The 11992-nt window shown below is 72.0% G+C and carries 15 protein-coding genes; 9 read left to right on the top strand and 6 right to left on the bottom strand.

Going from position 1 to position 11992, the window contains the following annotated elements; genetic code table 11:
* The first annotated feature begins 16 nt into the window (after positions 1-16).
* Positions 17-610 (top strand): hypothetical protein, encoded by a 594-nt coding sequence (locus BLV39_RS14190; RefSeq protein WP_239083895.1) that lies wholly within the window; start codon positions 17-19, stop codon positions 608-610.
* Here BLV39_RS14190 and BLV39_RS14185 read toward each other — a convergent pair.
* From BLV39_RS14185 to BLV39_RS14160, 6 genes are all read right to left on the bottom strand, one after another.
* The gene (locus BLV39_RS14185; protein ID WP_090790948.1) at positions 573-1502 is read right to left on the bottom strand and encodes a serine protein kinase RIO; all 930 of its coding nucleotides are present in this window, start codon (positions 1500-1502) and stop codon (positions 573-575) included. The two genes, BLV39_RS14190 and BLV39_RS14185, sit on opposite strands and share 38 nt — an antisense overlap.
* A gap of 176 nt (positions 1503-1678) precedes the next feature.
* A complete protein-coding gene (locus BLV39_RS14180) occupies positions 1679-2323 on the bottom strand; it encodes an HAD family hydrolase (protein WP_090790946.1) in 645 nt (214 codons plus the stop codon).
* A 122-nt stretch (positions 2324-2445) separates the two neighbouring features.
* Entirely contained in the window at positions 2446-3141 is a 696-nt protein-coding gene (locus tag BLV39_RS14175; RefSeq protein ID WP_090790944.1) for an ABC transporter permease, read from the bottom strand.
* Positions 3138-4016 (bottom strand): ABC transporter ATP-binding protein, encoded by an 879-nt coding sequence (locus BLV39_RS14170; protein WP_090790942.1) that lies wholly within the window; start codon positions 4014-4016, stop codon positions 3138-3140. Before BLV39_RS14170 ends, BLV39_RS14175 begins: the two co-directional genes overlap by 4 nt.
* The gene (locus BLV39_RS14165; RefSeq protein ID WP_239083896.1) at positions 4013-4429 is read right to left on the bottom strand and encodes a GntR family transcriptional regulator; all 417 of its coding nucleotides are present in this window, start codon (positions 4427-4429) and stop codon (positions 4013-4015) included. The genes BLV39_RS14170 and BLV39_RS14165 overlap by 4 nt, the downstream gene beginning before the upstream one ends.
* A gap of 95 nt (positions 4430-4524) precedes the next feature.
* A complete protein-coding gene (locus tag BLV39_RS14160) occupies positions 4525-5376 on the bottom strand; it encodes a carbon-nitrogen hydrolase family protein (RefSeq protein ID WP_090790941.1) in 852 nt (283 codons plus the stop codon).
* Between the two features lie 29 nt (positions 5377-5405).
* Here BLV39_RS14160 and BLV39_RS14155 point away from each other — a divergent pair, with 29 nt between their 5' ends.
* From BLV39_RS14155 to BLV39_RS14120, 8 genes are all read left to right on the top strand, one after another.
* Positions 5406-6200 carry a thioesterase family protein gene (locus tag BLV39_RS14155; protein WP_090790939.1) on the top strand — a complete coding sequence of 265 codons (795 nt, stop codon included), beginning with the start codon at positions 5406-5408 and terminating at the stop codon, positions 6198-6200.
* A gap of 56 nt (positions 6201-6256) precedes the next feature.
* Positions 6257-6844, top strand: a complete 588-nt coding sequence (locus tag BLV39_RS14150; RefSeq protein WP_090790937.1) for a TetR/AcrR family transcriptional regulator — start codon at positions 6257-6259, stop codon at positions 6842-6844.
* 106 nt (positions 6845-6950) lie between these two features.
* Complete coding sequence (locus BLV39_RS14145) at positions 6951-7874, top strand: TIGR04222 domain-containing membrane protein (RefSeq protein ID WP_090790936.1); 924 nt, start codon at positions 6951-6953, stop codon at positions 7872-7874.
* Complete coding sequence (locus BLV39_RS14140; RefSeq protein ID WP_143049751.1) at positions 7871-8752, top strand: TIGR04222 domain-containing membrane protein; 882 nt, start codon at positions 7871-7873, stop codon at positions 8750-8752. The genes BLV39_RS14145 and BLV39_RS14140 overlap by 4 nt, the downstream gene beginning before the upstream one ends.
* Positions 8749-9564 (top strand): MbnB/TglH/ChrH family RiPP precursor modification enzyme, encoded by an 816-nt coding sequence (locus tag BLV39_RS14135; RefSeq protein ID WP_090790932.1) that lies wholly within the window; start codon positions 8749-8751, stop codon positions 9562-9564. The genes BLV39_RS14140 and BLV39_RS14135 overlap by 4 nt, the downstream gene beginning before the upstream one ends.
* Positions 9561-10001, top strand: coding sequence for an SCO6045 C-terminal-like domain-containing protein (locus BLV39_RS14130; RefSeq protein WP_090790931.1), 441 nt, complete (start codon positions 9561-9563; stop codon positions 9999-10001). Before BLV39_RS14135 ends, BLV39_RS14130 begins: the two co-directional genes overlap by 4 nt.
* Entirely contained in the window at positions 9974-10591 is a 618-nt protein-coding gene (locus BLV39_RS14125) for an ABC transporter ATP-binding protein (RefSeq protein WP_090790929.1), read from the top strand. Before BLV39_RS14130 ends, BLV39_RS14125 begins: the two co-directional genes overlap by 28 nt.
* Positions 10588-11991: a DUF6297 family protein gene (locus BLV39_RS14120; protein WP_090790927.1), complete on the top strand. Its 1404-nt coding sequence runs from the start codon at positions 10588-10590 to the stop codon at positions 11989-11991. The genes BLV39_RS14125 and BLV39_RS14120 overlap by 4 nt, the downstream gene beginning before the upstream one ends.
* Position 11992 lies beyond the last annotated feature (1 nt).

Below are 11992 nucleotides of genomic sequence, written 5' to 3'. Positions count from 1 at the left end.
TAGATTCGCGCTTCGCTTGATCGAAAAAGAGGACATCGGGATGCTGCGGCGGTTCGGGGATCGCGACACCTTCGCGGTCGAGGTGGGTGACTTCGACGGTGGGCTGCGGGTTGTCGACCTGTGGGCCGGGGGCCGGCGGCTCACCGTGAAGGACAACTTCGCCTACGTTCCCCAGTTCTGCCTGTCCATGCGGCACACGATCGAAGACGTGCGCGGTGGGGCGGTGCCGAGTTGCCCCTACCCGGGGCACTCCCCCGAGGAGAACTTTCGGCTGCTGTTCATGGGCGACGAGGAGTTCCGAGAGAAGCACTGGTTCATGCATTGGGGTCCGACGACCGACAACCTGACGCCCTACGCCTACCTCCAGGACGGCGAGCTCGTGCTCGTCATCCGTTTCTGGGGAGAAGAGACGGACGACGTCGTCGTCGCCAGGATCGCGCCCGATCAGTTCGTGGCCACGGTCGAGGCCGCAGCCGACCTGTTGGAGCGCGAGTCGCCGCGGTCGGAGCGTAGGGGCCGCGGGGCGGGCCGCTTCCCGGGGGTGCGGGAAGCGGCCCAGCCACCATCGGCGGTCAACGGACGCCGGCCTCGTCGAGCAGGCGTCGGGTGACCTCGTTCGGGTCCTGGACCAGGCCGCGCGCCGCGAACCAGTTCGTGACGTTCTTGACGTCGCGGGCCAGTAGGGCCGGGCCATTCGGGTTGGCGACCACGTCGACCACCTGGGGCAGGTCGATGACCACCAGGCGGCCGGCGTGCACCAGCAGGTTGTACGGCGACAGGTCGCCGTGTGCGAGGCCCGCGCGGGCCAGCACCGTCAGCGCGTCCATCAACTGGTCCCACAGCGCCTTCAGCTCGACGCCCTCCGGGCGTAGCTGCGCCAGGCGCGGCGCGGCCAGGCCCTCTTCGGCGTCGCCGATGAACTCCAGCATCAGTTCCGTGCCGCGGAGTTGGATCGGGTACGGCACGGAGATCGCGCCGTACGAGGTGGCTACCTCCCAGAGGCGCGACAGCGCGTCGAACTCGGCTGCCGCCCACTGGCCGGCGATGAGCTGCCGGCCGAAGGAGGTCCGCCCGGCCATCGCGCGGTTCTCCCGGGAGCGCCGCATCCGGCGCCCTTCGAGATAGCCGGCGTCGCGGTGGAACATCCGGTGTTCCGGCTCCCGGTAGCGCTTGGCCGCGAGCAGGCAGCTTCGGTCGGTGTCCGGGATGCCGCGCCGGACCAGGAAGACGTCCGCTTCCTTGCCGGTCTTGAGGATGCCCAGCTCGACGTCGGTCGCGGCCAGCTCGGTCACGACCCAGTCAGGGCGGGGCAACGGGCCGTGCACGGCGTCGTCCCACGTCGACCAGGCGTTGCCGGTCTCCGGGGTGTCAGTGTCGGCGTTGGTGTCGAAGGCGACGGGCGTCCGGTGACGCGCGCGCTTCAGGAACTGCGGATCGTCGTCGTCGAAACGACGTTTGCCGGGACGGCCTTGCGGCGCCGGCTCGAACTCGTGCTCACGCAACGGAGGAACTCCTGGATCGAGAAGGAAGAAGAGGGCAGCGAGAAGGTCGCGACAACGACAGCCACAGAACTCACCCCTTCCATCTCGACGACCGGGCAGCGCGGGTCAGGCGCGGTCAGGTCTGGTCTCCAACTAGTTCGCGAGTCTTCCGGCACCACGGCGGGCGCGCAAGTGATTTATCCGGCGAGGACGGCGGCCATCGCGGGCAGGAACCCGCCGGCCGTCGCGGTCGGCTCGAAGCGCGACTCCATCCAGCGGCGGCCGCGGTGCAGCCAGACGCTGGGCAGGCCCATCTCGGCGGCCGCACCGATGTCGGTCTCCGGGCTGTCGCCGACCACCCAGGCGCCGCTGATCCGCATGCGTACCCGTTCCGCGGCAAGGGTGAAGATCCGAGGGTTGGGTTTGCTGACCCCGACCTCCTCGGAGATCACCCAGTCGGCCACGTAGCGGTCGAGGCCCGTACGCCGGATCGTGGTGTCTTCCTGTCGGGTGGCTCCGTTGGTCACCAGCACCGGCACCCAGCCGGCGTCGTCGGCGATCCGCAGCGCGCAGGCGACCAGCGGGTCGAGCCGGCTGTTGGCGACCACGCCCTCGCGCATCTCGTCGACCAGGTCCACCGAGGAGGCGGTCAGCCGGTAGCGGTCGCGGATCTGGTCGGCGACGTCCCAGCGGTCGGTCAGCCCGTCGGCGTCGACGGACATCAGCCAGTCGAGGTCAGGTGACGGTGCCCCGATCCCGTCCAGGAAGTTCACGGCCCAGCCGCGGAACGCGCCGGTCCGGTCCAGAACGGTGTTGTCCAGGTCGAGGAACATGAGGGGCACTCGCGCACAGTACGGGACGAGGCCGTGCTCTCAAAACCCCAGCAATGTAAACAATCTTGGGCCGCGAAGGACGATCGCCGGCCCGCGCGCTGCGGACCGGCGATCGACTGGTGGGCGGGCGTTCAGGCGTTGGCCCTCCGGATCGCCGCCATTCCCCCGAGCGCGGCCAGCGCGGCCACCAGGGCGGGCCATCCCACCAGCAGGCTGGCCTGGTGCTGGGTGCTCAGCCAGTGCCAGACGTCGCCCCACCAGCCTTGCCAGGTGATCAGCGCGCCGAGCAGGCCGAACACCACGATCGTGACGGCGGCGGTGGCGAACAGGCCGTTGGTGCCGAACCGCACGTACCAGACCGCCGCGAAGATGCAGAGGAAGTTCAGGAACAGGAACGGGACCGCATAGACCAGGATCTGCAACAGTCCATTGGAGACGTCGATGTACGGGATGCGGAAGAAGTGCAGACCGATGCCGAACCCGTTGGTGCCGCCCTCGATCAGGTTGAGCAGGTAGAGCAGCACGCCGTAGACGAGTGCCTGCACCAGGTTGACCAGCACGGTGGCCAGGTAGAAGGTGCGCCGCGTGACGCCCATCCCCAGCGCGAAGGGGAACACCTGGCTGATCGAGACACCCGCCACGATCGCCGAGACGATGTAAAGGCTGGACAGGCCGCCGGTGCTCGTCTTGCCCGGCGCGGCCTCGTCGATCGAGGCGAAGATCAGGATGTTGACCACCAGCGAGGCGGCCATGATGCCCCACGGCCAGAGGAGCTGGTTCACCCAGGCGACGGTGTGCAACCGCGCGACGTCGAGGATGCGGTTCATCGGTCGGTCTTCCTTTCCATGGTCAGGCGCACGACCGCCTGCTGGAGCGACACCGGCTCCAGGTCGATGGCCAGCTTCTTGGCCCGCATCCGCTCGGCGTTGTCGAACGAGCCGCGCAGCGTCACCCGGACCACGCCACCGAGCTGCTCCCGATGGAGCACCTCACGGCCCGTGGAGAAGTCGTCGACCGCCTCGACCGGGCCGGTCGCGTCCATCACCTCGCCGCGCAGTTCGTCGGTGTCGGCGTCGAGCACCAACTTGCCCCGGTCGAGCAGCAGCACGTGCTCGATGAGGTCGGCGACCTCGTCGATGAGGTGCGTGGACAGCACGACGGTGCGCGGGTGCTCGGAGTAGTCCGCCAGCAACCGGTCGTAGAAGAGCTGGCGGGCGACGGCGTCGAGGCCCAGGTACGGCTCGTCGAAGAAGGTCAGCGGTGCCCGCGCCGCCAGCCCGATGGTCACGCCCAGCGCGGACGTCATGCCCCGGGACAGCTTGCGCACGTCCCGACCGCGCGGCAGGTTGAAATCGTCCACAAGGGACTGGGCGAAGTCGTCGTCCCAGTTGGGGAACAGGTGACGGGCCAGGCTGAGCACGTGCTTCACCTTGTACGCCGTCGGGTACTTCTGGCTCTCCTTGATGAACACGACCTTCATGAGCGCACGTTCGTTCTCGTACGGGTGCTCGCCGAAGAGCTCCAGCGAGCCCGAGGTGGCGCTGGTCTGGCCGGTGATCAACTGCATCAGCGTCGTCTTGCCGGCGCCGTTGCGGCCGAGCAGGCCGTAGATCGCGTTCTCCTCGAGCGTGAAGCTGACGTTGTCGAGTGCGGTCACGTCCCGGTACCGCTTCGTCAGGCCGTTTGCCGCCACGACACTCATCGCTGTTCCTCCCAGGTCTCGATCAGTTTCTTGAGCTCTTCGGTGCCGATGCCCAACTTGCGGGCCTCGTCGACGAGCGGGCGCACGTACTGCGCCGCGAAGTCGAGCCGGCGACGCTCCCGGAGCGTTTCGCGGGCCCCCGTTGCCACGAACATTCCGATCCCCCGGCGTTTGTAAAGGATTCCGTCATCGACCAGGCGGTTGATTCCCTTGGCGGCGGTCGCCGGATTGATCCGGTGGAACGCCGCCAGCTCATTGGTGGACGGCACCTGGGTCTCCTCCGCGAGCGTCCCGTCGATGACCGAGTTCTCGATCAGCTCCGCGATCTGGACGAAGATCGGCCGGTCGTCATCCATCGTGACCGGAAGGCGGTGCGAGGCGGCAGCCTCGCGCCGGCTGAGGACTCTCAGCAACCTGGCTCGTCGGTTCGTTACTCATGTAACTAACCATGCAACCGACGAACCCAGGATGTCAAGTGGTGCCGGTCACAGGTTGGTGAAAGAAGCCCTCAGCGGGCCGTGAGGATGCGGCGTCCGCCCAGCTCACGGCGGTCACGCAGCATCGTGTGAGCGGCCCGCACCCGGGCCAGCTCGGTCGGGTCGAGGGTCGCGACGACGACCGCCTCGCCCTCGTCGGCGGCCCGCACCACGGGCCGGCCCTCCGGGTCGTAGACGGCCGCGCCGCCGTTGAACGACCAGTCGGCATCGCCGCCCACGGAGTTGGCGAACACGACGTACATCGTGTTGTCCAGGGCGCGGGCGGCGTAGTAGACGTCGCGCCGGTGCGCCGAGCCGACCACGTAGCCGCTCGGCGCGAGGTAGCCGTGCGCGCCGTCGTCGGCGGCCGCCCGGCCGTGCTCGGGGAAACAGCCGTCGTAACAGATGCCCAGGCCCAGCCGCCAGCCGTCGACCAGCAGCGTGGCGCCCGTCGTGCCCGGGGTGAACAGGGCGTTCTCCTCCGGACCCCAGAGAAGCTGCTTGTCGTACGCGGCGACGGCATCGCCGGCACCGTCGACGACCAGGGCCGAGCACGCCCGGCGGCCGTCCGCGTGGCGCACCGAGGCGCCGACGACGACAACGACCCCGTGGTCCCGCGCGGCACCGCGCAACGCGTCGAGCCGGCCGTCGTCGATCTCCCCGGTGGCGGCGGCCGGCAGGTCGGTCGCGCGCGGATCGGCGTGCAGGGTCGGCGGGTGGTACGCGCAGAGGAAGAGCTCCGGCAGGACGACCAGCCGGGCGCCGGCGTCGGCAGCCTGCCCCACGAGGCGCGCACCGACCGAGGCGTTGTGGGCGAGCTCGCCCGGCACCGGCGTCGCCTGGACCGCGGCGACCGTCAACGGAGTCGCCGGCGGGGTGTCCACGGCGGCATCGTACGACGAGAATCGTTCTTGTGGAGGACGCCTTCTACCGCCCGACCGGCGACCCGTCCCGGTTCGAGTCGACCGCACGCACCCAGGGACCCTGGGGTGCCGGCCTGCAGCACGCCGGCCCGCCGTCGGCGCTGCTGGCCCGCGCCATCGAGGGGCTGCCCAGCACCGTGACCGGTGAGCCGCACCTGGCCCGGCTGACGGTCGAGATCCTCGGTGCGGTGCCGGTCGAGGAGCTGACCGTCACCGCCGCCGTCGTCCGTCCCGGCCGGTCGGTCGAGCTGGTCGAGGCGTCCGCCGCGGCCGGCGGCCGGACCGTGCTCACCGCGCGCGGCTGGCGGATCCGCCGGACGCCGCTCGACCTGCCCCGACCGGCCCAGCCGCGCGCCGAGCCGGCGCCGATGCGGCCGGCCGCGGCGAGCATCTTCGGTGACCCGGCCTGGCAGACCGGCTATCTCGGTGCGGTCGAGTGGCGGTTCATCTCCGGGCACTTCGAGAAGCCCGGGCCGGCGCTGGTCTGGGCGCGGCCCCGGGTGCCGCTGGTCGCCGGCGAGGTGATGTCGCCCATGCAACGGCTGGTCGCGATCGCCGACTCCGGCAACGGGCTCAGCCGGGTGCTCGACATGGCGACCTGGTGGTTCATCAACACCGACCTGACCCTGCACCTGCACCGGCCGCCGCTCGGCGAGTGGATCTGCGTGCGGGCCCGCACCACCCTGTCCGAGGGCGGCACCGGGCTGGCCACCACACTGCTCTACGACGACGGTGGCGCGCTGGGCCAGGGTGCCCAGGCGCTGCTGGTCGGGCCACGCCCGTGACACGCAAGCCGTACGTACGGATTGCAAGACCGAGGGTCACCTGACACGATCGACACGTGCCCCGCGTGAGCCAGAACCAGCTCGACGCCCGCCGCCAGGAGATCCTGGCCGCGGCGCGTGCGGCTTTCGCGCGCTACGGCTACGAGGGTGCCACGGTTCGCCGCCTCGAAGAGGAAACCGGGCTGTCCCGGGGTGCGATCTTCCACCATTTCCGTGACAAGGACTCGCTGTTCCTCGCCGTGGCCGAGGACGACGCGGCCGCGATGGTCGAGACCGTCGCCCGCAACGGCCTCGTTCAGGTGATGCGCGACCTGCTCGACCAGGCCGCCTCGCCGGACACCACCGGCTGGCTCGGCAGCCAGCTCGAGGTCTCCCGCCGGCTGCGCACCGACCCGGAGTTCGCCAAGCGCTGGGCGGTGCACTCGGCGGCCATCGCCGAGGCCACCCGCGACCGGCTGGCCCGGCAGCGCGCCGCCGGTGTGCTCCGCGACGACGTCGAGCTCGACGTCCTGGCCCAGTTCCTGGAGCTCGCGTACGACGGCCTGGTCCTGCACCTGGCGATGGGCCGCCCGGCCGGCGACCTCGGCCGGGTGCTCGACCTGGTCGAAGAGGCGGTCCGCCGCGCCACCCGCTCGATCGACTAGCAGTTACCTCGCCGTTACCTCAACCGCCCGCGCGTGGCCTTATGCGCAGTGGCGCGGTGACTCCACAATGGGCACACAAGGTCCGGCGAGACACGGGGAGCCCGCGATGACACTGGCAGCTTCCGGCGACACCTGGGGGATCGCCGGCCCCACCTTCCTCGGCATCTACCTGGCGCTGGTGGTGGCCGCGATCATCGCCACCGCGATCATCCGCTCCGCGCTCTCCCGCGGGCCCTCCGGCCCCGGCTTCCCGAGCCTTCTTCCGGAACAGGCCGCCTTCCTCAACGGCGGGGCGCTGCTGGCCGCGTACACCGCGCTGGGTGGCCTGCGTCGTGGCGGTGCGATCGGGGCCAATCCCGACCGCACGCTGCTACCGACGGGCCCGCTGCCGGCGGGGTCGTCGCCGCTGGACACCGCGGTCTACAACGCGGCCGGCAAGCGGCTGCGCACCCGACAGTTGACCAGCGACCCGTGGGTGTCGAGCGCGCTCGAAGACATCCGGGGCAGCCTCGAACGGGGTGGGCTGCTCCCGTCCCGAGGGCAGCGCCGGGCGTCCCGGCTGGCCGCCCTGGTGCTGTTGCCGGTGGTCCTGCTCGGTGTCGCGCGGATCTCCGACGGCCTCAGCAACGACCGTCCGGTCGGGTTCCTGATCCTGCTCGTCGTCCTCTCCGCGATCTGGATGCTGGTCAGCCTGACCCGCGCGCCGCAACGCACCAAGGCGGGCAAGCGGGCGCTGACCGGCCTGCGTGGCACGCACCACCACCTGGCACCCGGGCAAGCACCGAGCTACGCGACCTACGGCGCGGGCGCGGCGGCGATGGGTGTCGCGCTGTTCGGCGCGTCCACGCTGTTCCTGCTCGACCCGGCGTTCGCCGCCGAGGCCGACATCAACCGGGCGACCAGCGGCGGACCGTCGAGTGACGTCGGCTCGTCCTGCGGTTCCAGCAGCTCCTGTGGCAGCGGCAGCTCCGGTGGCAGTTCCTGCGGGGGTGGCGGCGGCTGCGGTGGCGGAGGCGGGTGCGGCGGATGACCTCGTTCATCGCGCTCTACCTGGCGTTGGGGGTCGTCGCGATCGGGTCCACTGCCCTCGCCCGTCACTGGATCTCGCGCGGTCCGCTCAGCGAGGCGCACCACGAGCGGATCGGCCCGCAGGAGGCCGCGTACCTCAACGGCGGGCCCAAGCTGGCGATGTTCGCCGCGCTGGGCGGCCTGCGCCGGGCCGGCGCGATCGGCACCCGACCGGACGGCTCGTTGGCCCAGGCCAGCCCGCTGCCCATCGGTTCGACGCCGCTGGACAACGCGCTCTACGACGCCGCCGGCATGCATCGGCGCGTCCGGGACCTGATCGGGCACGCGTGGGTGGCCCGGGCGCTCGTCGAGCTCCGCCGCGGCCTGGAGAGCACCGGGCTGCTGCCGTCCACCCGCCGGCGCCGGCTCTACCGGCTCGCCGCGCTGCTGGTCCTTCCCGTCCTCGTGGTCGGTGCCGTGCACATCTCGCGCGCGCATGACGCCGGCCGGCCGTTCGCCTGGGTGGTCGTGATCAGCCTGGCCCTGGTCTACTGGCTCGTCTGGAGCCTCAACCGGGCGCCGACGTCGACCCGTGCCGGTCGGCGGACGCTGGATGAACTGCGGTCGCGGCACCACCACCTGGAGCCCCTGAACTCGCCGAGCTACCGGACGTACGACGCGTCGGCCGCGGCGATGGGCATCGCGCTGTTCGGTAAGCGGTCGCTGTCCCAGGTGGACCCGAAGCTCGCCGCCGACAAGGGGGTGAGCCGGATAGGGCTCGAGACGGCGATCGGACCAATCGGGGCCGTCGGCTTCGGCACCGCGAGCTGCGGCGATTACGGGTCCGGTTCCAGCAGCGGTGGTGGCGGGGGTTGCGGCGGCGGAGGTGGTGGCTCGTGACCGACTACGGCGTGGGGATCGGCTGGCGGCCGGAGATCTCCGGGTTCGTCGCCGAGCTGCCCGGCCTGCGGTTCGTCGAGGTGGTCGCCGAGTCGGTGCACGACCACGGGCCGGTGCCGCAGGGCCTGGCGGACCTGCGGGCCAGGGGCGTCGCGGTGGTGCCGCACGGGGTCAAGCTCTCCCTCGGAGGCGCCGAGCCGGTCGACCCGGCCCGGGTCACCCACCTGGCCTCGGTCGCCGAGCGGCTCGAGGCTCCGCTGGTCAGCGAGCACATCGCGTTCGTACGCGCGGGCGGGGTCGAGGCCGGGCACCTCCTGCCGTTGCCCCGCACCCGCGAGGCCGTCGACGCGGTGGTCGCCAACGTCAGGCGTACACTGGCCGAACTGCCCGTCACCATCGCCCTGGAGCCGATCGCGGCGATCTTCGACTGGCCCGACGACGAGCTGACCGAGGCGCAGTTCCTGACCGAGATCCTGGACCGCACCGGGGCGTTGCTGCTGCTCGACATCGCCAACGTCTACGCCAACGCCCGCAACCGGGGCACGGACCCGCTCGCCCTGCTCGACGCGCTGCCGCTCGACCGGATCGCCTACTGCCACGTCGCCGGGGGCGCCGAGGCCGGCGGCATCTACCACGACACGCACACCCACGCCGTGCCCGAACCGGTGTTGGCCCTGGTCGCCGAGCTGTGCGCCCGGCGGCGGCCACCGGCGCTGCTGCTGGAGCGCGACGGCGCGTACCCGGCCGCCGACACCCTGCGGGCCGAGCTCGACGCGATCGCGGCCGCGTCCGGCTATCCGGCGGTCACGTGACCGGCGACCTCGCGGCCCGCCAGGCGGCGCTGGTCGCCACTCTGACCTCGGGGGCACCCGTACCCCCGGGATTCGACGCCCGGCTCGTCGGCGTGGCCCGGGACGCGCTGCTGCGCAAGCGGGCCGGCGACGTCGCGCGGGCGTGGCCGATGCTCGCGGCCGCGCACGACGACCGGTGGCGGGTGGTGTTCACCACCTGGGCGGAGCGGCGGCCCACCAACGGCTCGCTGCGTGACGGGTGGGACCTGGCCCGATCGCTGGCCCCGCTCACCGGCACGGCCGCCGCCGAGCTAGCGGCCCGGGAAGCGGCCTGGCGGTACGACGGCCAGAGCGCCCCGATCCCCCGCGGCCGGCTGTCCGGATGGGCCCGGCGCCGGCGATTTGATCCACTCTGGGAGAGTGGACGGCTGTGGACGCGCTTACGGTCGAAGGCCTGACCCGCCGCTTCGGCAACCTCGTCGTGCTCGACGCGCTCAGCTTCGTCGTCAAGCCTGGTCAGGTGGGCGTCGTGCTGGGCGCCAACGGCTCCGGCAAGACGACACTGCTGCGCTGCGTGATCGGCGCCGACCGCCCGGACGAGGGCGTGGTGCGGATCGGCTCCAAGCGGATCTACGAGACCGACGCGTGGGCTCGTTCGATCATGGCGGCGGCGCTGGACGACATCGACTTCTTCCCGGACCTGTCGGTCTACGAGCACCTGGCCCTGCTCGCGTACGCGCACGGCGACGGCGGCGACCCGGTCGACGAGGTGCTCGGTGAGCTCGGCCTGGAAGGCGCCCGCGACCAGCTTCCGATCACCCTGTCGAGCGGCCAGCGGCGCCGGCTGGCCCTGGCGTCCTGCCTGGTCAGGCCGCGAAAGGTGCTGATCCTGGACGAGCCGGAGCAGCGCCTCGACGTCGCCGGCCGGGCCTGGCTGACCGACCGTCTGCTGCGGGAGAAGGCGGCCGGCACGGCGGTGCTGATGGCGTCCCACGACGCGGAGTTGATCGACGCGGTCGCCGACGTCCGGATCGGCATCAGCGGGTGACGACGACCGCCCTGGTGCCCCCGCCCGGAGCGGCGCCACCACGATCCGGCGAGCTGAAGGCGCGGCTGCGCCGAGCCCGCCGCAAGCACCGCGACCGGTCGATCGGCGACCTGCTCACCGACCTCTACATGATCGCCTTCCTGATCGCGATCTACGGCTGGGCCGCCGTCGACTCGGCCGGCGACTTCCTGCACCGCCAGGTGGCGGCCGCGCCGTCCGACCCGGGCGCCCGCTACTGGATCGGCGTCGGCGCCGGGATCGCCCTGGCCGGTTTCGTCTGGCAGGGCCTGACCACGGTCGGCCCGCTCCAGGTCGGCCCGGCCGTGCAGAGCTGGCTGGCCAGCACGCCGCTGTCCCGGCGGGCGCTGCTGGCGCCGCGGTTCGCCGGGCTGGCGCTGGCGGGTTCATTGGGTGCCGCGGTGCTCGGCGCGGCCTCCGCCGCTGTTGGCCGGTCCGGTGGTTACGTGTGGGCCGCGCTGGCGGGGCTCGCCTGGGGCACCACGTTCGCGGCGGGCACGGTCGCCGCGCAGGCGGTTGTCGGTCGCCGTTGGCCCGCGAGGGTGCTGTCCGGCTTCGGCGGCCTGCTGGTCCTGGGGGTGGTGCTGGCACACGGGCTGTGGAATCGGGCGCCCGCGGCACCCGGGACGTCCATCCTTCCCGCGGTCGCGCTCGCCGGCGTACTCCCGGCCGTGGTGCTGCTGGTGCTGGCGGTGCGGGCCCTGCCCCGGATCGACCGGGCCTCGCTGTCCACCGGCGCGCGCTTCGCCTCGGCGGCGTCGTCCGCGATCCTGCTGCTCGACCCGTCGATGCTCGCCGCCGTGGTGGAGAACCAGCGGTGGCGCGCGGTCGGCCGGGTGCGCAGCCGCCGCTTCTGGCCTGGGCCACGCTGGTGGGTGCTCTTGCAGGCGGACCTCCGCCGGGTGGGCCGCACCCGCGCCTCGCTCGCCTGGTGGGCGGTGCTGGTGCTCGCCGTGTACGCCGTCGCGGTCGCGCTGCCCGCGGTCGCCGGCGCGGTGCAGGTGATCGCCGCCTATCTGGCCGCGGACCGGTTCGCCGGCGGCCTGCGCGGCATCTCCCGCTCGGCCGGCCTGCGGCGGGCACTGGGCGGCAGCGACGCCGAGCTGAAGCTCATCCATCTCGTCGTACCCGCGCTGGCCGCAACCCTGTGGTGGCTCGCGACGGTGCCGGCGGTCGGCGCCGGACCGCCCTGGCTAGCCGTGCTGCTCGTGGTCGGGGTAACCGCCACGGTCTACCGCGCGGCGACCCGAGGCCCGATGGTCTACGGCGGTTCGGTGGGCGAGACCCCGATGGGCAACATCCCGGTCGACCTGATCCGGCAGGTCGTCCGCGGCCCCGACGTGCTCTTCGTGCTGGTAGCCGCCCAAATCCTGGTGAGGTGAG

This window comes from Asanoa ishikariensis, assembly GCF_900107455.1.
In the GTDB taxonomy this organism is placed as follows: Bacteria; Actinomycetota; Actinomycetes; order Mycobacteriales; family Micromonosporaceae; genus Asanoa; species Asanoa ishikariensis.
This window is presented reverse-complemented; position numbering and strand designations above follow the sequence as displayed.